The organism is Streptomyces sp. NPDC042336 (genome assembly GCF_055581985.1).
On the sequence record NZ_JBVJEA010000013.1, the window covers coordinates 1 to 24,310 of the forward strand.

Genomic DNA, 24,310 nt, shown 5'->3' on the forward strand with positions numbered 1-24,310 from the left:
GGCGTGCCCCAGACCACCGGCCCGGTCTGCCACTCCACCGGGTTCCCGTCCCGGTCCACGGACTTGCCGTTGGACTCCATGTCGAGCTGCTGGAGATAGGCGGTGAACTTCGACAGGTAGTGCGAGTACGGCAGGACCGCGTGCGACTGCGCGTGAAGGAAGTCGCCGTACCAGACGCCCAGCAGACCGAGGATCAGCGGCGCGTTGGCCGGGGCCTCGGCGTTGCGGAAGTGCTCGTCGACGATGCGGAAGCCGTCGAGCATCTCCCGGAAGCGGTCCGGGCCGATGGCGATCATCAGCGAGAGCCCGATCGCCGAGTCGAAGGAGTACCGGCCGCCGACCCAGTCCCAGAACTCGAACATGTTGGCCGTGTCGATGCCGAAGTCCGCGACCTTCTCGGCGTTGGTCGACAGCGCCACGAAGTGCTTGGCGACCGCCTTCTCGTCGCCCCCGAGGCCGGCCAGCAGCCAGGAGCGCGCCGAGGTGGCGTTGGTGATCGTCTCGATGGTGGTGAAGGTCTTGGAGGCGATGACGAACAGCGTCTCGGCCGGGTCCAGGTCCCGGACCGCCTCGTGCAGGTCGGCGCCGTCCACGTTGGACACGAAGCGGACGGTGAGCGAGCGGTCGGTGAAGGCCCGCAGCGCCTCGTAGGCCATCGCCGGACCGAGGTCGGAGCCGCCGATGCCGACGTTGACGACATTGCGGATGCGCTTGCCGGTGTGACCGGTCCACTCGCCGGAGCGGACCCGGTCGGCGAAGCCGGCCATCCTGTCGAGCACCGCGTGGACCTTGGGGACCACGTTCTCGCCGTCGACCTCGACCACCGCGTCCCGCGGGGCACGCAGCGCCGTGTGCAGCACGGCCCGGTCCTCGGTGATGTTGATCCGCTCACCGCGGAACATCGCATCGCGCAGCCCGAACACGTCGGTGGCGGCGGCCAGATCGCGCAGCAGCCGCAGGGTCTCGTCGGTGACCAGGTGCTTCGAGTAGTCGATGTACAGGTCTCCCACGCGGAGCGTCCAGCCGGTGCCGCGCTCCGGGTCCGCGGCGAACAGCTCGCGCAGCCGCACCTCGCCGAGCTGCTCGCGGTGCTTGGCCAGCGCGGCCCATTCGGGCGTCTGGTGGAGCCTGGTACGACCGTCTGCGTTCATGTCGGACGTCAGCCTTCTTCCTTGGGTGTCCCAGCTGTCCCGGCTGTTCCCACCTTAATGATCAGGAGTGAAGGCGTCCGACGGAGAGGGAACTAGATCTCGCCGCGCAGTTTCGCGAGCGCCTCGGCGAGGATCGCCTCGCCGTCCGCGTCACTGCGGCGCTCGCGCACGTACGCGAGGTGGGTCTTGTAGGGCTCGGTGCGCGGCGGGTCCGGCGGATTGTCCCGGTCCTGTCCGGCGGGGAAGCCGCAGCGCGGGCAGTCCCAGGTCTCCGGGACCTGGGCGTCGCTCGCGAAGCTCGGCTGTGTCTCGTGTCCGTTGGAGCACCAGAAGGAGATGCGCAGACGCGGCGCGGACTCGCCACGCTCGGCCTCGCCCATCGGCCCCGCCCCGACCCGGCTTCCCCGGATCGCGTTGCCACTTGCCACGGTCGTAACTCCCTGCGTGATGGTGCCGCGAAGCGAGTCGGCGTTTCGCTACGCTGCGAGCGCCTCAGTCTACGTAAGGCCCAACGCGCGTCCAGTATTTGGAGTTACAAGCTCCAGTGCACAGACGCAAGCCCCATGATAGGCGGCGCGCCGAGGCGCGTACCGGACATGGGGCTTTACGTGCACAAGTGTGTGACGGGGCGACGGGACCCCTCAGTTGTTGGCCTTCATGATCAGGCCGAGCACCATGATGCACGCGAACCAGCACAGACCGACCACGACGGTGATCCGGTCGAGGTTGCGTTCGGCGACCGAGGAGCCGCCGACGGACGACTGCATGCCGCCACCGAACATGTCGGAGAGGCCGCCGCCCTTCCCCTTGTGCATCAGCACCAGCAGCATCAGCAGCAGGCTGAAGACGATCAGGGCGATCGAGAACCCCAAAACCACGGCTGGACCAACTTCCTCGGATTCGGATGAACGACGGGGGCACGGTGACAGCAGGCCACCATGCCCCCGCAAGGGTACGACGTATCGCCGCTAGCGCATACTCACTGGTCGATCTGCCTCTCGACCGGGCGCCGGCTACTGGTCGCGGAAGCGGACGATCTTGACGAACTCGTCCGAGTCCAGCGAGGCGCCGCCGACCAGGGCGCCGTCGATGTCGGGCTTCGCCATGATCTCGGCGACGTTGCCGGACTTGACGGAGCCGCCGTACTGGATGCGGACCTTGTCGGCCAGCTCCTGGGAGTACAGCCCGGCGAGCTTGCCGCGGATCGCCGCGCAGACCTCCTGGGCGTCGTCGGCGCCGCAGACCTTGCCGGTGCCGATGGCCCACACGGGCTCGTAGGCGATCACGACGGACTCGGCCTGCTCGGCCGGGAGGTCCTTCAGACCGCCCTCGACCTGGGCGAGGGTGTGCTCGACGTGGTTGTCGGCCTCGCGGACGTCCAGCTCCTCGCCGACGCACAGGATCGGGGTCAGGCCGTGCTTGTAGGCGGCCTTGACCTTGGCGTTCACGATCTCGTCGGTCTCGGCGTGGTACTGCCGGCGCTCGGAGTGGCCGACAGCCACGTACGTGCACTTCAGCTTGGCCAGCATGGGGCCGGAGATCTCGCCGGTGTAGGCGCCGCCGTCGTGCGCGGAGATGTCCTGGGCGCCGTACTTGATCTTGAGCTTGTCCCCGTCGACCAGGGTCTGCACGGAGCGCAGGTCGGTGAAGGGGGCGAGGACGGCGACCTCGACGGCGTCGTAGTCCTTGTCCGCGAGGGCGAAGGCGAGCTTCTGGACGTGGGCGATGGCCTCCAGGTGGTTGAGGTTCATCTTCCAGTTGCCCGCCATCAGCGGCGTGCGGGTGGTCATCGGGGTCAGTCCTCCAGTGCGGCGAGGCCGGGGAGCGTCTTGCCCTCGAGGTATTCGAGGGAGGCGCCGCCGCCGGTCGAGATGTGGCCGAATGCGTTCTCGTCGAAGCCGAGCGTGCGCACGGCCGCGGCGGAGTCGCCGCCGCCGACCACGGTGAAGCCCGGGGCCTCGACGAGGGCCTGGGCGACCGCTTTGGTGCCCTCGGCGTAGTCGGGGTGCTCGAAGACGCCCATGGGGCCGTTCCAGAAGACGGTGGCGGCGTCGGCGAGCTTCGATGCGTACAGCTTGCGGGTCTCGGGACCGATGTCCAGACCCTCCTGGTCGGCCGGGATGGCGTCCGCGGCGACGGTGGTGGGGTGGGCCGGGGCCTTCGTCTTGAGGTCGGGGAACTCGGGCGCGACCAGGACCTCGACCGGCAGGACCAGCTCGACGCCGTTCTTCTCGGCGCGCTCGATGTACTCCTGGACCGCCGGGATCTGGTCCTCCTGGAGCAGGGAGATGCCGACCTCGTACCCCTTGGCCTTGAGGAAGGTGTACGCCATGCCGCCGCCGATGAGCAGCCGGTCGGCCTTGCCGAGCAGCTGGTCGATGACGGCGAGCTTGTCGGAGACCTTGGCGCCGCCGAGGGCGACCACGTAAGGGCGCTTGACGTCGTCGGTGAGCTTCTTGAGCACGCCGACCTCGGTGGCGATGAGGTACCCGGCGTAGTGGGGGAGCCGCTTGGGCAGGTCGAAGACCGAGGCGTGCCCGCGGTGCACCGCGCCGAAGCCGTCGCCGACGTAGACGTCCGCAAGGCCGGCCAGCTTGTCGGCGAAGGCGGCGCGCTCGGCGTCGTCCTTGCTGGTCTCGCCCGCGTTGAAGCGCAGGTTCTCGATGACGGCGACCTGGCCGTCGGCGAGGCCGGAGACGACGGCCTCGGCGGAGGTGCCGACCGTGTCCTCGGCGAAGGCGACGTCGGCGCCGAGCAGTTCACCGAGGCGGGCGGCGGCCGGGGCGAGGGAGAAGGCGGGGTCCGGGGCGCCCTTGGGGCGGCCCAGGTGCGAGGCGACGATCACGCGGGCGCCCGCGTCGGCCAGCGCCTTGACGGTGGGCACTACGGCGCGGATGCGGCCGTCGTCGGTGATGGTCGTGCCGTCCAGCGGGACGTTCAGGTCGGCGCGGACGAAGACGCGCTTGCCCGCGACGCCTTCGGAGAGCAGTTCGTCGATCGTCTTCAAGAGGGCTCCTGGGTTCTCGGATCGCTCGTGATCCTACGAGGACTGGTCGCGGCGGACGCGACGCAGGGCCCGGGCAGCGCGACCTTGCGCTGTCCGAGCCCTGCTACCGCATCGAGGTGCCTTGCTGAAGTCGATCAGAGCTGGTTGCCGACGAAGACCGTGAGGTCGACGAGGCGGTTCGAGTAGCCCCACTCGTTGTCGTACCAGCCGAGGATCTTCACCGACTTGCCGTCCTGGACCATGGTCAGGGACGAGTCGAAGGTGCAGGAGGCCGGGTCGCCGACGATGTCCGAGGAGACGATCTCGTCCTCGGTGTAGAACAGGATGCCCTTGAGGTCGCCGCCGTCCGCGGCCTTCTTGAACGCGGCGTTGACCTCGTCCTTGGTGACCTCGCGCTGGAGCTCCACGACCAGGTCGGTGGCCGAGCCGGTCGGGACCGGGACGCGCATCGCGATGCCGTCGAGCTTGCCCTTGAGCTGCGGCAGGACCAGCGCGGTGGCCTTGGCGGCACCCGTGGTGGTCGGGATGATGTTCTCCGCGGCGGCACGGGCGCGGCGCAGGTCCTTGTGCGGGAAGTCCAGGATGCGCTGGTCGTTCGTGTACGCGTGCACCGTCGTCATCAGGCCCTTGACGATGCCGAAGTTCTCGTCGAGGACCTTGGCCATCGGCGCCACACAGTTGGTGGTGCAGGAGGCGTTGGAGATGACGTGGTGGTTCGCCGGGTCGTACTTGTCCTGGTTGACGCCCATCACGATGGTGATGTCCTCGTCCTTGGCCGGAGCCGAGATGAGGACCTTCTTGGCGCCGCCGGCGATGTGCTTCTCCGCGTCCGCCTTCTTCGTGAAGATGCCGGTCGACTCGATCACGATGTCGACGCCCAGCTCGCCCCACGGGATGTCGGCCGGGTTGCGCTCGGAGAGGACCTTGATGGTCTTGCCGCCGACGGTGATGGTGTCCTCGGTGTGCGTGACCTCGTGCTTGAGGCGGCCGAGGATGGTGTCGTACTTCAGCAGATGGGCGGTGGTCGCGGTGTCACCCAGGTCGTTGACAGCCACGATCTCGATGTCCGCACCCTGCTCCAGCAGCGCGCGGAAGTAGTTGCGACCGATGCGGCCAAAGCCGTTGATGCCTACGCGGATCGTCACGAACCGATCTCCTCGTTGGTACGCCGGCCCGATGTGCCGGCGAGCTGTATTTGGGATGTCCCCGACCACCTCCGACCCTACCTCCCTACGGCGTCGGGGGTGACATCGAGACGGCCCATACCCGGCAGGGCGGTCCGTACCCGCCAGTAGGGGTACGGACCGCCCTTGGCGACGGGGACCGATCACCCGATTTGGCTACACCGGGCCAGTCCCCCGCTCACCGGAATTCACTCGTCCAGGGCATGCAGCGCCTGCCGGACCAGTGCCGCGCGGGCGGCCGGTTCGGCGAGGTGCTCCAGTCCGAAGCCGAGCAGCACGGTGTCGTCCGTGGTGATCGCGCCGTAGGTCTGGAACAGCGTCCCGGTGCGGGCCCAGTCCTTCAGGACGGCGGGGCTGCCGGTGGGCGGTCCGGAGACCTGCCAGGCGCCCAGCGAGGTCTCGAAGCCCTCGGTCTGGGTCGCCGTGCCCCCGACGACCAGGGAGGCCTCGTCGGCGAGGACGCCGCGGCCGCCGCTGCCGGGGTCGGTGACGTAGGCGACCGACAGCTCGACGGACTTCCCGGCGTAGGCGCTCAGGTCGAACTCGACCTGCTTCCAGCCGCCGGAGGAGCCGGTGAGGCTGTTCCACTGCCCGGTGGTGCCGGTGGCGGTGCAGCCGTCGTCGGAGAGGGTCAGGTAGTGCCCGAGCCAGGGGTGCTCGCCCATGTAGAACCCGGCCGCGCACTCCGCGGGCACGGCCGTGCCGGTGGCGCCGTTCGCCTCGGGCAGGGTCGTCCAGTCGTCGCCGCCGGTGGTGTGGGCCTCGACCAGGGCGTGGTCGTAGCCGCGCTCGGTGTCCCACAGCAGCTGGGTGCGGAGCGTGGGGCGGTCGGCGGCGGTGACACCGGTGAGGTCGACGGTGCGGGTCAGGCGCTTGTAGGAGTCGTCGGTGTGGACGGCGGCGGCCATCCACTCCCCCGCGTACGGCCCGTACGGGTTGACCGTCCCGGCGAACTTCCCGGCGCCCTCGCTCGCGAACTGCGGGTAGGTGCCGGGGTCCAGCTCGTCGGAGGTCACGCTGTAGGTCCCGGCGGCGTCCAGCGGGTTGCCGGGCGCGTCGCCGAGGGTGCCGCCGGTCTTGTCGAGCTTGCCGGAGCCGGTGAAGCCGGTGGCGCCGGAGGTGGAGGTGCGGGTGTAGGCGCCGAGGTAGTACTGGCTGAAGTCGTCGGAGAGGGTGCCGCCGCCGAGGTCGACGTCGCCGCCGGCCTGCTCGCCGGCCTCGATCAGCTTGCCGCCCTCGTTGAGGAAGGCGCGCAGCTGGAGCTGGGTGGCGTTGCCGGGCACCGCGGCGCCCGTGTAGTGGACGACGGTGCCGAAGTGTCCGAGGACGCCGAGCGCGTCGGGAGCGCCCTGCGTGGCGACGTCCCAGACGGCCGCGCGGTGGCCGTTGGCCCTCAGCGCGTCCACGTATGTCTGTGTCCGGGTGGCCTTCGCGCCCTCCTCGGCGACGACGAGGACGTCGGCGCGGGGCCGGTCGGCGACCGTGTACGTGAAGTGCTCGCTCTCGGTGCGCTTGCCGTGCCGGTCGTGCCCTCCCCGCGGCGTCTCGCCGGTGAACCAGACCTCGACGCGGTCGCCGGGGTCGGCGCCCCGGACCTCGGCCCGGTACTCGTCGAAGTAGAGGTTGTCCTCACCGCCGTACGTCTCGCCGCCCCGCCAGGGCCGCAGCGCCACGTCGTGGGTGCGTCCGCCGTTGACGCGGTACTTCAGCTCCTTGTCGCGCACGGACTTGCGGACGACGACGGAGACCTCCTGGCCGGCGCCGCGCGCGTAGGAGGTGGTGAAGGGGGCGGGGGTGAAGTCGGCGGCGTCCAGGCCGACCGAGGAGGACGGCCGGTCGGGGTGGGCGGCGGTCTCGGCGACGGAGAGCGCGAAGGGGACGTTCTTGGCGAACTCCTGCTGGATCAGCTTCTCGTCGTCGGGGAAGTTGAAGCCCGACTGGCAGTCGCGCGCGTTCCACTGGTCGTCGGGGTCCACGTCGGAGGCCGTCTGGCAGGTCGACATTTCGGGGGTGAACATCGCCATGCCGTTGACGTTGGCCGCGTGTCCGTCGGCCTCGCCGTTGGTGGTGTACAGCTCCGAGGAGACCTGCGGGTGGTAGCCGGGGATCGCGGAGTTGTCGGGGGTGCCGGCCAGCGCCTTGTAGAGGACGTCGTCCGGAGTGTCGGTGGCCACCTGCCAGCCGACGCCGTAGAGGAGGAGTTCGGCGGCGGAGTGGTAGTTGATGCCGTACGTGAAGCCGATCCGCTTCTGGAAGGCGTCCAGCGCCTTGGTCTCGGGCTCGGAGCCGGGACTCGCGCCGCGGTAGGTCTCGCTGGTGGGGTTGGGGGACGAGCCCTCGTCGTCGTAGCCCCACTTGTAGGCGAAGTTGCGGTTGAGGTCGACGCCGTCGCCGGTGCTGATGGTGCCGTCGCCGTTGACGTCGCGCAGATTCTTGCGCCAGAGGCGGTGGTCGGTGTCCTCGAAGGTGTAGTCGTAGCCGTCGGGGTTGGCCGACAGGACGAACCACAGTTCGGTGGAGTCGACGATCTCCCTGATCCGCCGGTCCTTCTTGTAGTTGTCCAGGTAGTGGTGCATCAGCCGCCGGGTCATCTCCGGGGTGATCCACTCGCGCGCGTGCTGGTTGGACATGTAGAGGACGGAGGGCTTGGAGCCGTCCTTCGACTTCTTCGCGTGCTGGGTGAGCTTGAGCGCCAGGATGTCCTGGCCGTTGACCGTCTTGCCGATGGAGACGACCTTGGTGAGGCCGGGGTTCTCCTGGGCGGTCCGCAGGATCTCCTCGCGCAGACCGCCGCTGCCGCTGTAGGGACGGAAGACGCCGTCGGCGGCGCTCTCGACGCGCTCGGCGGCCTTGGCGGACAGGGTGTGCTCGACGAGGTCGACGCCTTGTCTCTCCAGCGTGCCGGCCTGCTTCTCGGTGAGGTACAGCTCGACGGCGGCGGTTCCCCGGTCGGGTACCTGCTCGCCGAGTTCGTGGCCGTCCTGTCCGGCGGCCAGCAGCAGGGGTACCTGCTCCTTGGTGACGTCGGCGCGGAAGACCTTCACTTCGTTCGCGTCCGGGGTCCCCGGGTCCGCGGGTTGTGCCTGGGCAATGGGCGCGAAGCTCGCTCCGCCGATCAGGAGCGCGCCGACGGCGAGGATCGATCTCGCTCTTCGTCTCATGAACCCCCCTAGATGGGGCCTGTCCGACAGGCCTGCGTTCGCCACAGCGGCGAACAGATGCCAGGCTCATGACAGCTCATGATCGAGTCAAGAGCACGGCAAGGACACGCGAAAGCCGGTGCCGGTCACCCAAGCGGGCTCCGGCACCGGCTCGTTGGCGGACCTGCCGGCCCGGTCAGCCGACCAGGTTGTCGGCCAGTTCCTCGCCGAGGTTGGCGTCCGTACCGGCGATGCCGAGGTCCGAGGCCCGCTTGTCGGCCATGGCCAGCAGGCGGCGGATGCGTCCGGCGACGGCGTCCTTGGTCAGCGGCGGGTCGGCGAGCGCGCCCAGCTCCTCCAGGGAGGCCTGCTTGTGCTCCATGCGCAGGCGCCCCGCCGCGGCGAGGTGCTCGGGCACGTCGTCGGCGAGGATCTCCAGGGCGCGCTGCACCCGGGCGCCGGCGGCGACGGCCGCGCGGGCCGAACGGCGAAGGTTGGCGTCGTCGAAGTTGGCGAGCCGGTTGGCGGTGGCGCGGACCTCGCGCCGCAGCCTGCGCTCCTCCCAGGCCAGCACGGAGTCGTGGGCGCCGAGCCGGGTGAGCAGGGCGCCGATCGCGTCCCCGTCGCGGACCACGACCCGGTCCACGCCGCGCACCTCGCGGGCCTTGGCCGGGATCGACAGCCGGCGGGCGGCGCCGACCAGGGCGAGGGCCGCCTCGGGGCCCGGGCAGGTCACCTCCAGGGAGGAGGAGCGGCCGGGCTCGGTGAGCGAGCCGTGCGCCAGGAAGGCCCCGCGCCAGGCGGCCTCGGCATCGCAGGTGGCCCCCGAGACCACCTGCGGGGGCAGGCCCCGGATCGGGCGGCCCCGGCCGTCCACCAGACCGGTCTGCCGGGCCAGCTGGTCACCGCCCGCGACCACCCGGACCACGAAACGCGAACCGCGGCGCAGCCCGCCCGGAGCCATCACGATCAGCTCCGAGCTGTGCCCGAAGATCTCCAGGATGTCCCGCTTGAGCCGACGGGCCGCGTTCCCGGTGTCCAGCTCCGCCTCGATCACGATGCGTCCGCTCACCAGGTGGAGGCCGCCGGCGAACCGCAGGACGGCGGAGACCTCCGCCTTTCTGCAGCAGGTCCGGGTGACGGGGAGCTGGGAGATCTCGCTCTTCACCGCTGCCGTCATCGCCATGGGCCGATCCTTCCATGCATCCGAAAAATACGGTCGTACGCGGCGGCCAGCAGCTCCGGGTCGTGCCTCGGGGTCCCGTCGGTCCGGGCGACCGGAGCCAGCTCGACCGCGGCGCCGAACCGTTTCGCGGCGTCGGTGAGCGAGTCACGGTCGGGCACGGCGGCCTCGTCGGCCAGCACCACGTCCAGGGCGAGTTTAGGGGCGTGTCGTCCCAAAACCTCCAAATGACGCTGCGGGGAGAAGCCCTCAGTTTCTCCGGGTTGCGGGGCGAGGTTCAGCGAGAGCACCCGGCGCGCCTTCGTCTCGACCAGCGCGTCCAGCAGATCCGGCACGAGCAGGTGCGGAATCACCGAGGAGAACCAGGAGCCGGGGCCCAGTACCACCCAGTCGGCGTCCAGGACGGCGTCGACCGCCTCGTGGACGGCCGGCGGGTCGCTGGGCACCAGGTGCACGGACTGCACCTCGCCGGGCGTGAGCGCCACGGTCGCCTGTCCCCGTACGGTGTCCACCTCGTCGGGCCGCTCCGGGTCGTGGCCCCTGACCAGCGCCTGGAGCTCCAGCGGGACGGCGGACATGGGCAGCACCCGCCCGTGCGCGCCGAGCAGCTTGCCCACCAGGTCCAGCGCCTGGACGTGGTCGCCGAGCTGCTCCCACAGGGCGACGATCAGCAGATTGCCGACCGCGTGTTCGTGCAGGTCGCCCTGGGACTGGAAGCGGTGCTGGATGACGCGGGCCCAGGTCTGGCCCCAGTCGTCGTCGCCGCACAGCGCGGCCAGCGCCTTGCGCAGGTCGCCGGGCGGCAGGACGCCCAGCTCGTCGCGCAGGCGCCCGCTGGAGCCGCCGTCGTCGGCGACGGTGACGACGGCGGTGAGGTCGCCGGTGATCCGGCGCAGCGCGGCGAGCGAGGCGGACAGGCCCATGCCGCCGCCCAGCGCGACGACCTTGGGCTGGGCGCCCCGGCGGCGCGGCTTGCCGCCGCGCGCCTGTTCGGGCCGGGCGGCACGGGCGTCGGCCGGTCTGCCGCCGCGTCCCTCGGGCACCACCCGGCGCAGCCTGCTCAGCCGCGGAGTACGTCCTGTCATTCCCGTGTCATTCCCGTCCCATGTCCCGGTGGACGACCACCGTCTCCACGCCCTCGGCGGCGAGCCGGGCGGCGAGCTTCTCCGACATGGCCACGGACCGGTGCTTGCCGCCGGTGCAGCCGACGGCGACGGTCACATAGCGCTTGCCCTCCCGACGGTAGCCCGCGGCGATCAGCTGGAGCAGCTCGGCGTAGCGGTCCAGGAACTCCTTGGCCCCGGGCTGGTTGAGGACGTAGCTCGACACCTCCTCGTTGAGGCCGGTGAAGGGGCGCAGCTCCGGGACCCAGTGCGGGTTGGGCAGGAAGCGCATGTCGACGACGAGGTCGGCGTCGACCGGGAGGCCGTACTTGAAGCCGAAGGACATCACCGTGGCCCGCAGTTCGGGCTCCTCCTCGCCGGCGAACTGGGCGTCCATCTTGGCCCGCAGCTCGTGGACGTTGAGGCTGGAGGTGTCGATCACCAGGTCGGCGTCGCCTCGCAGCTCGCGCAGGAGGGCGCGCTCGGCGGCGATGCCGTCGACGATCCGGCCGTCGCCCTGGAGGGGGTGCGGGCGGCGCACCGACTCGAAGCGGCGCACCAGGGCGTCGTCGGAGGACTCCAGGAAGACGATCCGGCGGGTGACGCCGCGGGCGTCGAGGTCCGCGAGGGACTCGCGCAGATTGTCGAAGAAGCGCCGGCCGCGGACGTCGACGACCACCGCGATGCGGGCCACGTTGCCCTGGGAACGGGCGCCGAGCTCCACCATGGTGGGGATCAGCGCGGGCGGGAGGTTGTCGACGACGAACCAGCCCAGGTCCTCCAGACACTTGGCGGCGGTCGAGCGGCCGGCTCCGGACATGCCGGAGATGATCACCAGCTCGGGGATGGCCGCCTCGTGCGCCCCGGCTGTTTCCTTGCCCGTACTCACCTGTGCTCCGTCGTCGCGGGTCTGTTCCCGTCCGGCTGTGCGCTGTGCCTGTTCCCGTCCGGCCGCGGACTGTGCCTGTTCCCGTCCGGCTGCGGGCTGTGCCTCGTGCTCGGTCATCTCTCCTGCCCCCGTCGTTCGTCCGGGGTGCCCGCGGTCACGGGCTCCCCCGGGGCATCCGCCGTCGTCTCGGGTGCCCCGTCGTCGTCATCCATGATCTCTCCGGTCGCCGTGTTCACGGCGGGCGCGGCCGGGGTGGCCTTGGCGAGGGCCACGGCGACGGTCTCGGCCGTCTTGCGGCCTATGCCGGGCACCTCGCAGATCTGGTCGATCGTCGCCGACCGCAGCTTCTTCACTGAACCGAAGTGCTTGATCAGCGCCTGTTTGCGGGTCTCCCCCAGGCCGGGCACGTCGTCCAGCGGACTGGAGCGGAAGCGCTTGGCGCGCTTGGCGCGCTGGTAGGTGATCGCGAAGCGGTGGGCCTCGTCGCGGACCCGCTGCAGCAGGTAGAGGCCCTCGCTGGTGCGGGGCAGGACGACCGGGTCGTCGTCGCGGGGCAGCCAGACCTCCTCCAGGCGCTTGGCGAGACCGCACACGGCGATGTCGTCGATGCCCAGCTCGTCCAGCGCCCGCTGGGCGGCCGCGACCTGCGGCTGTCCGCCGTCGACGACGACGAGCTGGGGCGGGTAGGCGAAGCGCTTGGGCCGGCCGTCGTCGTCCTTGAGCGCGGGGCCGTCCGTGAGCTCCTGCCCGTCGGTGAGTGCCGCGCCGTCGTCCGCGGCGCCCCCGCCGGTCGCCTGCCGGTCGCCGTCGGTCGGTGCCTCGCCGTCCGCCCATTCACCGGTCCTCTCCTTCTCGGCGAGGTAGCGGCGGAAGCGGCGGGTGATGACCTCGTGCATGGAACGGACGTCGTCCTGTCCCTCGAAGCCCTTGATCTGGAACCGGCGGTATTCGCTCTTCCGGGCCAGCCCGTCCTCGAAGACGACCATGGAGGCCACGACGTCGTCGCCCTGGAGGTGTGAGATGTCGTAGCACTCGATCCGCAGCGGGGCGCTGTCCAGGTCGAGGGCCTCGGCGATCTCCTCCAGCGCGCGCGAGCGCGTCGTCAGGTCGGAGGCGCGCTTGGTCTTGTGCAGGACGAGGGCCTGCTGGGCGTTGCGCTGGACGGTCTCCATCAGCGCCTTCTTGTCGCCCCGCTGCGGGATGCGCAGCGACACTCCCGACCCGCGGCGCTCGGTCAGCCACTGCTGGACGGGCTCCACCGGGTCGGGCAGCGCGGGGACCAGGACCTCCTTGGGGACGGCGTCGCCGCTCTCCTCGCCGTACAGCTGCTGGAGGGCGTGCTCGACGAGGGCGCCGGTGGTGATCTCCTCGACCTTGTCGGTGACCCAGCCGCGCTGACCGCGCACGCGTCCGCCGCGTACGTGGAAGATCTGGACGGCGGCCTCCAGCTCGTCCTCGGCGACCGCGATCAGGTCGGCGTCGGTGGCGTCGGCGAGGACGACCGCGCTCTTCTCCATGGCCTTCTTGAGGGCCCCGATGTCGTCCCGCAGGCGCGCCGCCCGCTCGTACTCCATGTCCTCCGCCGCCTCGGCCATCTGCCGCTCCAGGCGGCGCAGGTAGGTACCGGTGCGGCCGGCCATGAAGTCGCAGAACTCGTCGGCCAGGTCCCAGTGGTCGTCGGGGGTGATGCGGCCGACGCAGGGCGCCGAGCACTTGCCGATGTAGCCGAGCAGGCAGGGGCGGCCGGTGCGGGCGGCGTTCTTGAAGACGCCCGCGGAGCAGGTGCGCACCGGGAAGACGCGCAGCAGGAGGTCGACCGTGTCGCGGATCGCCCAGGCGTGCCCGTACGGCCCGAAGTAACGCACGCCCTTCTTCTTCTGGCCGCGCATCACCTGGACGCGCGGGAATTCCTCGTTCATCGTGACCGCGAGGTACGGGTAGCTCTTGTCGTCGCGGTACTTGACGTTGAACCGGGGGTCGTACTCCTTGATCCAGGAGTACTCCAGCTGCAGCGCCTCGACCTCCGTGGACACCACCGTCCATTCCACGGACGCGGCCGTCGTGACCATGGTGCGGGTGCGCGGGTGCAGGTGCGCCAGGTCCTGGAAGTAGTTCGCCAGGCGCTGGCGCAGGCTCTTCGCCTTTCCGACGTAGATCACCCGGCGGTGCTCGTCACGGAACCTGTACACCCCCGGGGAGTCCGGGATCTCTCCCGGCCTGGGGCGGTAGCTGGAGGGGTCGGCCATGACTCACACCCTACTGGCGCGGACCGACACTTCGGCGGGGCTGTGGACGACGGACCGGGCCCCTGTGGACAGCCCGCGGAGAAGGCCGGGGAGAACGGTACGGGGCCGTCCGGTCACGCCGGGTGGCCTCCGGGACGGCGGGCCCGTGCGTTCTCGGCCAGGAGCGTACGACGGTCGGGCGCCAGGTGTTGTCCGGACTAGGTCAACACGCTTCAATGCGGGGGGACTCGGGGTCCTGAAGCACGGCGTACGGATGTGAAGACCTCTGCGCCGCGACCGGGGGACGGGCGGCCCCGGCCGATCCGTGTCGACGGCCTGACCAGCCGCCGTGAACTTCACAGAAGGGCCCCTGCATGCCGCACGCCACACAGCACGCGGACGTCGCCACCGCGCAACTCGACTCGGCCCTGCGCGGTGGCCCCTTCCACGTCGCCCTGCGCGCAGCGATCGCCGCTCGCGGACTGCCGCTGCAGCGTGTGCAGCACCACCTGTCGCGCCACGGGGTGAAGGTGGGCGTCACGAGTCTGAGCTACTGGCAGCAGGGCGCCCGGCGTCCGCAGCGTCCGGAGTCCCTGCGGGCCGTGCGGGCGCTGGAGGAGATACTCCAGCTGCCCGAGGAGTCGCTGATCCGCCTGCTCTCCGAGGCCGACGCGGAGACCTCGGAGCGACGTCCCGCGGGCCGCTCCTACCGCGCCCACCTGGCGGCCTCGGGCGTCCTGGACCGGCTGCTGGCCGAACTGGGATGCCCGGCACCTGACGGCGGGGTGCACACCCTCGGGCACCACGAGCGGATCCGGATCGGGGCCGGCCGGGAGCTGGCCGGACGCGAGTCGCACCTCATCGTCCGCGCCCACCGCGACGGCGTCGACCGCTTCCTGGCCGTCCATCACGGCGATCCGGGATGCGTCCCCGCGCGGATGAGCGTCCACGCGCTGGAGAACTGCCGTACGGGGCGGGTCCGCACCCACGACGAGACCGGTGTCCTGGTGACGGAGCTGCTCTTCGACACGCGGTTGCGGGCGGGTGACACCCACCTCTTCCGCTACGGCGTCGAGGACGGCACCGCCGGTGTCTCGCGCGAGTACGTCCGCGGGTTCGGTACGGCGGGCGGGCAGTACGCGCTCCAGGTGCGGTTCGACGTCGCGGCGCTTCCGGTGCGGTGCCACCGGTTCACGCAGCACTCTCCGGCGGCACCGCGCGGCGGCCGGCAGGAGCTGGCGCTCAGCGGACGGCACCACTCGGTGCACCTCGTGGAGCCGCGGGTCAGGTCGGGGATGCTCGGGATCGGCTGGGACTGGGAGTAGGACGCCCGCCGCGCCCGCACCGTCGGCCCCTTGCCGGTCAGGTCCCCGGGCTCGCGACGATCCGGCCCTGCTTCACCTCGACCGGCAGTTCGATGAGCGGCGCGGTGGCCGGGGCGTGCAGCACCTCGCCGGTACGGGCGTCGAACTCGCTGCCGTGGCAGTTGCAGACCAGCTTGGTCCCCTCCAGCTTCTTGATGGGGCACCCCGCGTGCGTGCAGACCGTGCTGAACGCCTTCAGGGAGCCGTCCGCCGCCCGGCTGACCACCACGTTCCCGTCCGGGAAGAGCTTGGTCGCGCCCTTGGCGACCTCCCCGTCCGCGCCGAGGTCCACGGGCGCGGTCGGCCTGGCGGGAGCCGCGCCGTCGTCGCCCGGGGAGCAGGCGGCCAGTCCGAGGCCGACGACGGGAGTGGCGGCCGCCGAACGCAGGACGGTACGGCGGCTCGGGGCGGGACGGCCGGGCATGGGATCTCCACTGGTCGGGACGGGCGGGGGTGGGGGTGTGCGGGTGCAGGGCGACGATATCCGGCGGTCCGGGCGGTACCGCGGGCCGGGTGGCCCGGACTAGGGGGTCCTGAGCGAGGTCTCCAGGTGGATCTTCGCCATGCCCCGCGGGGCGCGTAAACGCTTGCGCAAGCGTTTACGCGCCCCGGGGGCATGGGGTACGGTCCGGCCACAGCGCGACCGCACACGAAGGGGTTGAGGGGGGTACGCCGGTGGCGACCATGGCCGACGTCGCACGGAGCGCGGGGGTGTCTGTGGCGACCGTCTCGCACGTGCTCAACGACACCCGCCCGGTGCTGCCGCACACCCGCCAGGCGGTGCTGGACGCCGTCGAGGAGCTGGGCTACACGCCGAACACCCTGGCCCGTTCCCTGGTGACCTCCCGGACCCGCTCCATCGGCCTCGCGGTGTCGGCGGTCAGCAACCCGTACTTCACGGAAATCCTCCAGGGCGTCGAGGCCAGTGCCCTGGAGCACGGGTACAGCCTGCTCATCGCCGATCCGCACGACGACCCCGGGCACGAGCGCAAGGTGGTCCAGCTGCTGCACGAGCGGCGGGTGGACGGCATGATCGTCGCCCCCTCCGCCGAGCCCCGGGATCTCGTCGCCTACCTCACCCGCCACCGGGTGCCGGCCGTGTTCCTCGACCGGATCGTCGACGTGCCGGAGGGCGAGGACACCCCGCGCTTCGACCAGGTCTGCGCCGAGAGCGCCGAGCCGACGACCCTGCTGGTGGGCCATCTCGCCGGACTGGGCCACCGCCGGATCGGCCTGGTCGCGGGCCGGCCGGGGCTCAGCACGACCCGGGAGCGGATCACCGGGTACCGGCACGGCCTCGCCGCCGCCGGGCTGCCGTTCGACGAGCGGCTGCTGGTCCACGGCGACTCCGAGGCGGCCGGCGGCGAGCGGGCCACGGCGGAGTTGCTGTCGCTGGCGGTGCCGCCCACCGCGCTGGTCACCGCCAACAACGCGATGACCATCGGCGCCCTGCGCGCCCTCCGGAGCCGGGGCCTGTCGGTACCCGGTGACCTCGCGCTGTGCTGCTTCGACGACTTCGCCTGGGCGGACCTCTTCTCGCCCCGGCTCACCGCCGTCGCCCAGCCCAGCAAGGACATCGGGGCGCGGGCCGTCCGGCTGCTCCTCGAACGACTCGCCGCACCGGACCGGCCCGCGCGGACCCGGCGGCTGCCCTGCGCCTTCGTCCACCGCGACTCCTGCGGCTGCGCCGAGCGGCCCGGGCCGCTCTCCGGACAGTCCGAACAAGACCACACCAAGGCCCACGAAAGGACCCTCCCGTGATCGTCGTCGCCGGTGAGGCACTGATCGACCTGGTACCGCAGGGCACGGGCGCCCTCGCGGAGCTGCGGCCCGCACTCGGCGGCGGTCCGTACAACACGGCCGTAGCGCTGGGCCGCCTCGGCTCGCCCGTCGCGTTCTGTTCACGGGTGTCGTACGACCCCTTCGGCGAGGCCTTGCTGGACCGGCTGCGCGAGACCGGCGTGGACGTCTCGACGGTGCAGCGCGGGGCCGAGCCGACGACGCTCGCCGTGGCCTCGCTCGACGCGGACGGTTCGGCCGCGTACTCCTTCTACGTGGACGGGACGGCCGACCGGCTGTTCACACTGCCCGCCGGTCTGCCGCCCGGCACCCGCGCGGTCTCCTTCGGGACCTGTTCGCTGGTGCTGGAGCCGGGCGCGAGCGCGTACGAGGAACTGCTGCGCGAGACGGCCGCGCGAGGCGTGTTCACGGCGCTGGACCCGAACATCCGGGCCGGGCTGATCCCGGACGCGGACGCCTACCGGGCCCGGTTCAAGAGCTGGCTGCCGTCGGTGTCGCTGCTGAAGCTGTCCGCCGAGGACGCCGAGTGGCTCGGCGGCACGCCCCGTGAGTGGCTCGCGGCGGGGCCGGCCGCGGTCGTGGTCACCCGGGGCGGTGCCGGTCTGACGGCCTTCACCCGTGACGGGGGCGAGTACACGGTGCCGGGCGAGCGCGTCGAGGTGGTGGACACGATCGGCGCGGGCGACACGGTGAACGCGGCACTCCTGCACGGCCTCGCGGCACGGGACGCCCTCGGCGACGCGGCCGTGGCCGCACTGGGACCGGACGGCTGGGCGGAGCTGCTGGGCTTCGCCGCCCGCGCGGCGGCGGTCACCTGCTCCCGCGCGGGCGCGGAACCGCCGTACGCCCACGAAGTCGCCGTCTGACGGAGCGGGAGCGGGAGCCGATGCCCGCCACCGCCCCGGCTCCGGCTCCGGCTCCGGCTCCGGCTCCGGCTCCGGCTCCGGCTCCGGCTCCGGCTCCGGCTCCGGTGCGACGCTCTCAGACCGCCGGGCGTACGGCCCGCAGAGCGCCGGGGCGGCGGCCGTTCAGCGGTCCAGGGCGGCGGCCGTGGCGTCGTCCGCGGGCAGGTGCACGACGATCCGCCTGCCCTCCTCGGGCAGCGACAGCGTCTCGTGCAGCAGCCGCAGCGGCCCGGCCTCGGGGTGCTCCATGAGCTGGGAGCCGCCCCGCAGGGCTGCCACGCCGAGGTCGGAGAACCGGTCGGTGAAGTCCGCCCCGGCGGTCAGCGTCAGCTCGTCGGCCAGGTCGTTCACGTGCGGGTCCCGCAGCGGAGCCCCGTGCCGGAGCTGGGCGACCAGGTCGTCGGCCACTCGGTCCCAGTCGGGGTAGGCGACGCGCGCCCGCGCGTCGGTGAACACGTACCGCAGCAGGTTGGGCCGCTCGCCGTCCAGCAGTCCGATCGGACCGGTCAGCCTGGCGTAGCCGCCGGTGTGGGCGAGGACGTCACCGATCCAGTCGAGCACCACGGCGGGGCGGGCTCCATCCGGTCCAGCACGGCCCGCACGGTGGGGCGCACGCCATCGCTGCGCGACGGGGCCGCGGCGCAGAGCAGCGGGTCGCCGCCGTCGGCCTCCTTGGTCAGGCGGCGCAGCAGCATCCGCTCCCGCAGGGACAGCTCCAGCGCGTCGGCGAGGGCTCCGAGCACCTGGACGGACGGATTCCGGTCGCGCCCCTGTTCCAGCCGGGTGAGGTACTCGACGCTGACACCGGCGAGCGTGGCCAGTTCGGCGCGGCGCAGACCCGGGGTCCGGCGGCGGGAGCCGGCGGGCAGCCCCACCTCGGCGGGGGTGACGGACTCCCGCATCCTGCGCAGGAACGTGCCCGACTCGTTGTCGCTCACGTCATGGAACGTACCCATGCGCACGGGCGAAAGGGTGCCCCTGTCACTACCACGCTCGGGCCGGTCTCCCACGCGGAGCGCTCGGCCCGCACGGTGGACGGCATGACGAACAACACCCGCACCCCCGCCGCTCCCCTGCCCATCGCTCCCGGGGCGTGGGCCCTGGACCCGTTCCACTCCTCGGTGAACTTCACCGTCCGCCACCTCGGCATCGCCAAGGTCCGGGGCCGTTTCACGGGTTTCGACACCGAGCTTCACGTCGGTCGGACGGCCGAGGAGACCCGGGTGTCCGCGACGGTCGACCTTGCCTCCATCGACACCGGGAACGCCGATCGGGACGCCCATGTACGCGCCTCGGACCTGCTCGACGTGGAGAAGCGGCCGACGATGACCTTCCGCTCGACCCGGGTTTCGGGCGCGGGCGAGGACTGGGCCATGGAGGGCGAGCTGACGATCGGCGACGTGACCCGCCCGGTGACGCTGGCCGTGGAGTTCGGCGGGCTGGTGGACGTCCCGATGGAGGGCGGCGGCCGGCACGCCGGGTTCGAGGCGACCGGTGAGATCCGGCGCAGCGAGTACGGCCTGGACTTCGCGCCGGGGCTGCTGGGAGAGGTCGTGAAGATCCAGCTCGACATGCAGTTCGTGGAGCCGACCGCGGCTGATCGCCCGGCCGCGCGGAGGGCGCCGGGCCCCACGGATGCTCCCGTGGGGCCCGGCGCCGTCCGGACTCATGCCTTGCTCGTCCGCGTGGTCTTCTTCGCGGCGGGCTTGGCGGCCTTCTTCGCCGCCGTCTTGGCCGTCTTGCTGGCGGTCGCCTTCTTGGCGGCCGGGCCGGCGACGGCCTTGGTGGCGGTCTTCTTGGCGGTGGTCTTGGTCGCCACCGTCTTCGCCGCCTTGCGCGGCCTGGTCACCGCGGTCGCGTCGCTGACCCGGTCGGCGCCCAGGACGTCCCGCAGGAACTTGCCGGTGTGGCTGGCGGGTACGCCCGCGACCTGCTCAGGCGTGCCCTCGGCGACCACCAGGCCACCGCCGGCGCCGCCCTCGGGTCCCATGTCGACCACCCAGTCCGCGGTCTTGATCACGTCGAGGTTGTGCTCGATGACGATGACCGTGTTGCCCTTGTCGACCAGTCCGCCGAGGACCGTCAGCAGCTTGCTGATGTCCTCGAAGTGCAGACCGGTGGTCGGCTCGTCCAGGACGTAGACCGTGCGCCCGGTGGAGCGGCGCTGCAGCTCACTGGCGAGCTTGACGCGCTGGGCCTCGCCACCGGACAGGGTGGTCGCGGACTGGCCGAGCCGGACGTAGCCGAGGCCGACGTCCTTCAGGGTCTTCATGTGCCGGGAGATGGCGGGCACCGCCTCGAAGAAGTCGGTCGCCTCCTCGATCGGCATGTTCAGGACGTCGGCGATGGACTTGCCCTTGTAGTGGACCTCCAGGGTCTCCCGGTTGTACCGGGCGCCGTGGCAGACCTCGCACGGGACGTAGACGTCCGGGAGGAAGTTCATCTCGATCTTGATCGTGCCGTCGCCCGCGCAGTTCTCGCAGCGGCCGCCCTTGACGTTGAAGGAGAACCGGCCGGGCAGGTAGCCCCGCACCTTCGCCTCCGTCGTCTCCGCGAACAGCTTGCGGATGTGGTCGAAGACGCCGGTGTACGTCGCCGGGTTCGACCGCGGGGTGCGGCCGATGGGCGACTGGTCGACGTGGACGACCTTGTCGACGAGGTCGTCGCCGTCCACGCGCGTGTGCCTGCCCGGGACGTTCCGCGCGCCGTTCAGTTCGCGGGCGAGGTGGGTGTACAGGATGTCGTTGACCAGCGTCGACTTGCCGGAGCCCGAGACGCCGGTGACGGCCGTGAACACGCCCAGCGGGAAGGACACGTCGATGTCCTGGAGGTTGTTCTCCCGGGCGCCGTGCACGGTCAGCCGCCGGGAGGGATCGAGCGGGCGCCTGATGTCGGGCAGCGGGATGGCCTTCCGACCGGACAGGTACAGGCCGGTCTGCGACTCGGCGTTGTCGAGCAGCTCCTTGACGGAACCGCTGTGCACCACCTTGCCGCCGTGCTCGCCCGCGCCGGGGCCGATGTCGACGATCCAGTCGGCGACCTTGATGGTGTCCTCGTCGTGCTCGACGACGATGAGCGTGTTGCCCATGTCCCGGAGCCGGACGAGGGTCTCGATCAGCCGGTGGTTGTCGCGCTGGTGCAGGCCGATGGACGGCTCGTCGAGGACGTACAGCACGCCGACGAGTCCGGATCCGATCTGGGTGGCCAGCCGGATGCGCTGGGCCTCGCCGCCGGAGAGGGTGCCCGCCGCGCGGTTCAGCGAGAGGTAGTCCAGGCCGACGTCGACCAGGAACCGCAGTCGTTCGTTGACCTCCTTCAGCACGCGCTCGGCGATCTTCTTGTCCCGGGCGTTGAGCGTCAGCTCGCCGAGGAAGTCCGCGCAGTCGCTGATGGACATCGCCGAGACCTCGGCGATCGACTTGCCCATGACGGTGACCGCGAGGACGAGCGGCTTGAGGCGCGTGCCCTCACAGGTGGGGCAGGGCACCTCGCGCATGTAGCCCTCGAAGCGCTCGCGGCTGGCGTCGCTCTCCGCCTCGCTGTGCCGGCGCTTGACGAAGGGGATGGCGCCCTCGAAGGCCGTGGTGTACCGGCGCTCGCGGCCGTACCGGTTGCGGTAGCGGACCTCGACCTGGGTCTTGTGGCCGTACAGCAGGGCCTTGCGGGCACGCTGCGGCAGACCCGCGAAGGGGATGTCGGTACGGAAGCCGAGCGCGTCCGCGAGGGCGCCGATCAGGCGGGCGAAGTAGTCCTTGGTGTGCCCGTGGGACCAGGGGTGGATGGCGCCCTCGTCGAGGGACTTGTCCTCGTCGGGGACGATCAGCTCAGGGTCGACCTCCATGCGCGTGCCGATGCCGGAGCAGTCGGGGCAGGCGCCGAAGGGCGAGTTGAAGGAGAAGGAGCGGGGCTCCAGCTCCTCGAAGGACAGGTCGTCGTACGGGCAGTACAGGTGCTCCGAGTACATGCGCTCGCGCTCGGGGTCGTCCTCGGGGAGGTCGACGAAGTCGAGCACGACCATACCGCCGGACAGGCCGAGCGCGGTCTCCACGGAGTCGGTGAGGCGCCGCTTGGCGGAGTCCTTCACCGTGAGGCGGTCGACGACCACCTCGATGGTGTGCTTCTCCTGCTTCTTCAGCGTGGGCGGGTTGGACAGCTGGACGGTCTCGCCGTCCACCCGCGCGCGGGAGTAGCCCTTGGTCTGGAGGTCGGCGAAGAGGTCGACGAACTCGCCCTTGCGCTCGCGCACCAGCGGCGACAGCACCTGGAAGCGGCTGCCCTCCGGCAGCTCCAGGACCTTGTCCACGATGGCCTGCGGCGACTGGCGCGAGATCGGGCGGCCGCACTCGGGGCAGTGCGGCTTGCCGATGCGGGCGAAGAGCAGGCGCAGGTAGTCGTAGACCTCGGTGATGGTGCCGACCGTCGAGCGCGGGTTGCGCGAGGTCGACTTCTGGTCGATGGAGACCGCCGGGGAGAGGCCCTCGATGAAGTCGACGTCGGGCTTGTCCATCTGGCCGAGGAACTGCCGGGCGTAGGACGAGAGCGACTCCACGTAGCGCCGCTGGCCCTCGGCGAAGATCGTGTCGAAGGCCAGGGAGGACTTGCCCGACCCGGACAGGCCCGTGAAGACGATGAGCGAGTCACGAGGCAGGTCGAGCGAGACGTTCTTCAGGTTGTGCTCGCGCGCGCCACGGACGATGAGACGGTCGGCCACGCCGGTCCGCACCTTTCTTGAGAGAAGTGACAGGGGCGGGGCCCCCGTCTTTCTCAGACTAGGGGGAGCCACTGACAACGCCGGTCGGATTCACCGGTTGTCAACAAACCCCGACTTCCCAGCATGCCCGACGCCGCAGTCGACCTTATAGCACGTGCATTCGAATTGCGGGGGTCGCCCACTACCTTCACCCGAAGGTGTGGTGCGGTCTAGGGTCGGCGGCATGATTGATCACGCGCATGACCTGGCGTCTGTACGTGACGCGACCGAGCGGCTGCTCACCGCGGTCGGGAAACTGGACAACGCGTCCGTGACGAAGTCGTCACGGCTTCCCGGCTGGAGTCGCGGCCACGTCCTCGCCCACCTCGCCCGCAACGCCGACGCCCTCGTGAACGTCCTCGAAGGACGCCCCATGTACGTCTCCGGCGAGGCCCGGGACGCCGACATCGAGCGGGACGCCCCGCGACCCCTGGACGCGCAGCTCGCGGACGTGCGCGAGAGCGCGGCCCGGTTCCAGGACGCCTCGGCCGCCCCCGCGGACTGGTCGCGCACCGTGGAGTTGCGCAACGGGGTCACGGACTCGGCCTCCAGGGTGCCGTTCCGGCGGTGGGCCGAGGTGGAGCTGCACCACGTGGACCTGGGCATCGGCTACGCGCTGGAGGATCTTCCGGCGGAGTTCACCGAGCGGGAGACCGACTTCCTCGCCGCCCGGTTCGCCGGTCACCCCGAGGTGCCGCCGACCAGGCTCACGGACGGCACGCGCGCGTGGCGCACGGGACGGGAGGCGGACACCGCCGAGGTGACCGTCACCGGTCCCCCCGCCGATCTGCTCGGCTGGCTCGCCGGTCGCCGTGAGGGCTCGGCGCTCAGGGTGGAGGGCGGCCCGCTGCCGGTGCTGCCTCCCCTGTAGGCGGGCGGGACGCGGTCTCCGGACGGCCTCACGCCGCTAGGCTGGCCGTCATGACGTACAGCGGAGAGGTGGCGGTCGGCGGACCCGCCGACGTGCACGAGCTCAAGGACCTGATGATCACCAAGGTCGCGGTCGGCCCGATGGACAACAACGCCTATCTGCTGCGCTGCCGGGCCACCGACGAGCAACTGCTGATCGACGCCGCCAACGACGCGCACGCCCTGCTCGGCACGATCGGTGACGACGGCATCGCGTCCGTCGTCACCACGCACCGGCACGGCGACCACTGGCAGGCGCTCGCCGAGGTCGTCGCGGCCACCGGCGCCCGCACCCACGCCGGGCGGTTCGACGCCGAGGGCATCCCGGTGCCCACCGACGTCCTGGTCGACGACGGCGACACGATCCGGGTGGGTCAGGTCCAGCTCACCGCACGCCACCTCGTCGGACACACACCGGGCTCCATCGTCCTCGTCTACGACGACCCGCACGGGCATCCCCACCTGTTCACCGGGGACTGCCTGTTCCCGGGCGGCGTGGGGAACACCTTCAAGGACCCAGAGGCCTTCGCCAGCCTCATCCACGACGTGGAGACCAAGGTCTTCGACGCGCTCCCGGACGAGACGTGGGTCTACCCCGGGCACGGCAACGACACGACGCTCGGCGCGGAGCGGCCGCACCTGCCGGAATGGCGGGCGCGCGGCTGGTGACGGGCGGGCTCCTCGGCCGCGGGCCCGCGCC

18 protein-coding genes and 2 pseudogenes are annotated in these 24,310 nt (G+C 71.3%); 6 read left to right on the forward strand and 14 right to left on the reverse strand.

Annotation, left to right across the window (positions count from 1 at the left end):
* The 11 genes from pgi to uvrC form a co-directional block, all read right to left on the reverse strand.
* Positions 1–1,151 (reverse strand): glucose-6-phosphate isomerase (gene pgi / locus ACZ6IM_RS25965; RefSeq protein WP_469559516.1); only part of this gene is annotated, 1,151 nt, incomplete at its 3' end.
* 92 nt (positions 1,152–1,243) lie between these two features.
* Positions 1,244–1,579 carry an RNA polymerase-binding protein RbpA gene (locus ACZ6IM_RS25970; RefSeq protein WP_003976875.1) on the reverse strand — a complete coding sequence of 112 codons (336 nt, stop codon included), beginning with the start codon at positions 1,577–1,579 and terminating at the stop codon, positions 1,244–1,246.
* A 213-nt stretch (positions 1,580–1,792) separates the two neighbouring features.
* Entirely contained in the window at positions 1,793–2,029 is a 237-nt protein-coding gene (gene secG, locus ACZ6IM_RS25975) for a preprotein translocase subunit SecG (protein ID WP_402553452.1), read from the reverse strand.
* Between the two features lie 135 nt (positions 2,030–2,164).
* A complete protein-coding gene (gene tpiA / locus ACZ6IM_RS25980; protein WP_052841599.1) occupies positions 2,165–2,941 on the reverse strand; it encodes a triose-phosphate isomerase in 777 nt (258 codons plus the stop codon).
* A gap of 5 nt (positions 2,942–2,946) precedes the next feature.
* Entirely contained in the window at positions 2,947–4,158 is a 1,212-nt protein-coding gene (locus ACZ6IM_RS25985; protein WP_469559520.1) for a phosphoglycerate kinase, read from the reverse strand.
* Between the two features lie 134 nt (positions 4,159–4,292).
* Positions 4,293–5,303: a type I glyceraldehyde-3-phosphate dehydrogenase gene (gene gap, locus ACZ6IM_RS25990; RefSeq protein WP_052841597.1), complete on the reverse strand. Its 1,011-nt coding sequence runs from the start codon at positions 5,301–5,303 to the stop codon at positions 4,293–4,295.
* Between the two features lie 227 nt (positions 5,304–5,530).
* Positions 5,531–8,503, reverse strand: coding sequence for a M14 family metallopeptidase (locus ACZ6IM_RS25995; RefSeq protein WP_469559524.1), 2,973 nt, complete (start codon positions 8,501–8,503; stop codon positions 5,531–5,533).
* 175 nt (positions 8,504–8,678) lie between these two features.
* On the reverse strand, positions 8,679–9,668 hold the full coding sequence (gene whiA, locus ACZ6IM_RS26000) for a DNA-binding protein WhiA (protein WP_030185801.1): 990 nt from the start codon (positions 9,666–9,668) through the stop codon (positions 8,679–8,681).
* The gene (locus ACZ6IM_RS26005; protein ID WP_030185802.1) at positions 9,659–10,750 is read right to left on the reverse strand and encodes a gluconeogenesis factor YvcK family protein; all 1,092 of its coding nucleotides are present in this window, start codon (positions 10,748–10,750) and stop codon (positions 9,659–9,661) included. The genes whiA and ACZ6IM_RS26005 overlap by 10 nt, the downstream gene beginning before the upstream one ends.
* Before the next feature lie 7 nt (positions 10,751–10,757).
* Positions 10,758–11,774, reverse strand: a complete 1,017-nt coding sequence (gene rapZ, locus ACZ6IM_RS26010) for an RNase adapter RapZ (RefSeq protein ID WP_469559527.1) — start codon at positions 11,772–11,774, stop codon at positions 10,758–10,760.
* Positions 11,771–13,903 carry an excinuclease ABC subunit UvrC gene (uvrC, locus tag ACZ6IM_RS26015; protein WP_052841594.1) on the reverse strand — a complete coding sequence of 711 codons (2,133 nt, stop codon included), beginning with the start codon at positions 13,901–13,903 and terminating at the stop codon, positions 11,771–11,773. Before uvrC ends, rapZ begins: the two co-directional genes overlap by 4 nt.
* Before the next feature lie 353 nt (positions 13,904–14,256).
* Between uvrC and ACZ6IM_RS26020 the strand changes: the two genes are divergently transcribed.
* Positions 14,257–15,207 (forward strand): hypothetical protein, encoded by a 951-nt coding sequence (locus ACZ6IM_RS26020; protein WP_052841593.1) that lies wholly within the window; start codon positions 14,257–14,259, stop codon positions 15,205–15,207.
* A 37-nt stretch (positions 15,208–15,244) separates the two neighbouring features.
* Here the strand turns inward: ACZ6IM_RS26020 and ACZ6IM_RS26025 are convergent, their stop codons facing one another.
* Positions 15,245–15,670, reverse strand: coding sequence for a Rieske (2Fe-2S) protein (locus ACZ6IM_RS26025; protein WP_052841592.1), 426 nt, complete (start codon positions 15,668–15,670; stop codon positions 15,245–15,247).
* A gap of 251 nt (positions 15,671–15,921) precedes the next feature.
* Here ACZ6IM_RS26025 and ACZ6IM_RS26030 point away from each other — a divergent pair, with 251 nt between their 5' ends.
* Both ACZ6IM_RS26030 and ACZ6IM_RS26035 read left to right on the forward strand, forming a co-directional pair.
* The gene (locus ACZ6IM_RS26030; RefSeq protein ID WP_469559531.1) at positions 15,922–17,007 is read left to right on the forward strand and encodes a LacI family DNA-binding transcriptional regulator; all 1,086 of its coding nucleotides are present in this window, start codon (positions 15,922–15,924) and stop codon (positions 17,005–17,007) included.
* The gene (locus ACZ6IM_RS26035) at positions 17,004–17,912 is read left to right on the forward strand and encodes a carbohydrate kinase family protein (RefSeq protein WP_469559533.1); all 909 of its coding nucleotides are present in this window, start codon (positions 17,004–17,006) and stop codon (positions 17,910–17,912) included. Before ACZ6IM_RS26030 ends, ACZ6IM_RS26035 begins: the two co-directional genes overlap by 4 nt.
* 115 nt (positions 17,913–18,027) lie before the next feature.
* Here the strand turns inward: ACZ6IM_RS26035 and ACZ6IM_RS26040 are convergent.
* Positions 18,028–18,889, reverse strand: a pseudogene (locus tag ACZ6IM_RS26040) (helix-turn-helix domain-containing protein).
* Positions 18,890–18,991: 102 nt separating this feature from the next.
* Here ACZ6IM_RS26040 and ACZ6IM_RS26045 point away from each other — a divergent pair.
* A pseudogene (locus ACZ6IM_RS26045) lies at positions 18,992–19,540 on the forward strand (YceI family protein); the annotation flags it as partial.
* Positions 19,541–19,617: 77 nt separating this feature from the next.
* On the opposite strand, the gene uvrA reads toward ACZ6IM_RS26045, so the two are convergent.
* The gene (gene uvrA, locus ACZ6IM_RS26050) at positions 19,618–22,662 is read right to left on the reverse strand and encodes an excinuclease ABC subunit UvrA (RefSeq protein ID WP_469559536.1); all 3,045 of its coding nucleotides are present in this window, start codon (positions 22,660–22,662) and stop codon (positions 19,618–19,620) included.
* 223 nt (positions 22,663–22,885) lie between these two features.
* Between uvrA and ACZ6IM_RS26055 the strand changes: the two genes are divergently transcribed.
* Together ACZ6IM_RS26055 and ACZ6IM_RS26060 are read left to right on the forward strand one after the other, a co-directional pair.
* Positions 22,886–23,572 (forward strand): maleylpyruvate isomerase family mycothiol-dependent enzyme, encoded by a 687-nt coding sequence (locus tag ACZ6IM_RS26055; RefSeq protein WP_052841587.1) that lies wholly within the window; start codon positions 22,886–22,888, stop codon positions 23,570–23,572.
* A 50-nt stretch (positions 23,573–23,622) separates the two neighbouring features.
* Positions 23,623–24,279: an MBL fold metallo-hydrolase gene (locus tag ACZ6IM_RS26060; protein WP_052841586.1), complete on the forward strand. Its 657-nt coding sequence runs from the start codon at positions 23,623–23,625 to the stop codon at positions 24,277–24,279.
* Positions 24,280–24,310: the final 31 nt, after the last annotated feature.

Bases quoted from the DNA above. Each gene is read 5' to 3' on its own strand.
- tpiA (WP_052841599.1), bottom strand. From the start codon at position 2,941: ATGACCACCCGCACGCCGCTGATGGCGGGCAACTGGAAGATGAACCTC.
- ACZ6IM_RS25995 (WP_469559524.1), bottom strand. From the start codon at position 8,503: ATGAGACGAAGAGCGAGATCGATCCTCGCCGTCGGCGCGCTCCTGATC.
- whiA (WP_030185801.1), bottom strand. From the start codon at position 9,668: ATGGCGATGACGGCAGCGGTGAAGAGCGAGATCTCCCAGCTCCCCGTC.
- ACZ6IM_RS26005 (WP_030185802.1), bottom strand. From the start codon at position 10,750: ATGACAGGACGTACTCCGCGGCTGAGCAGGCTGCGCCGGGTGGTGCCC.
- rapZ (WP_469559527.1), bottom strand. From the start codon at position 11,774: ATGACCGAGCACGAGGCACAGCCCGCAGCCGGACGGGAACAGGCACAG.
- uvrC (WP_052841594.1), bottom strand. From the start codon at position 13,903: ATGGCCGACCCCTCCAGCTACCGCCCCAGGCCGGGAGAGATCCCGGAC.
- ACZ6IM_RS26020 (WP_052841593.1), top strand. From the start codon at position 14,257: ATGCCGCACGCCACACAGCACGCGGACGTCGCCACCGCGCAACTCGAC.
- ACZ6IM_RS26025 (WP_052841592.1), bottom strand. From the start codon at position 15,670: ATGCCCGGCCGTCCCGCCCCGAGCCGCCGTACCGTCCTGCGTTCGGCG.
- ACZ6IM_RS26055 (WP_052841587.1), top strand. From the start codon at position 22,886: ATGATTGATCACGCGCATGACCTGGCGTCTGTACGTGACGCGACCGAG.
- ACZ6IM_RS26060 (WP_052841586.1), top strand. From the start codon at position 23,623: ATGACGTACAGCGGAGAGGTGGCGGTCGGCGGACCCGCCGACGTGCAC.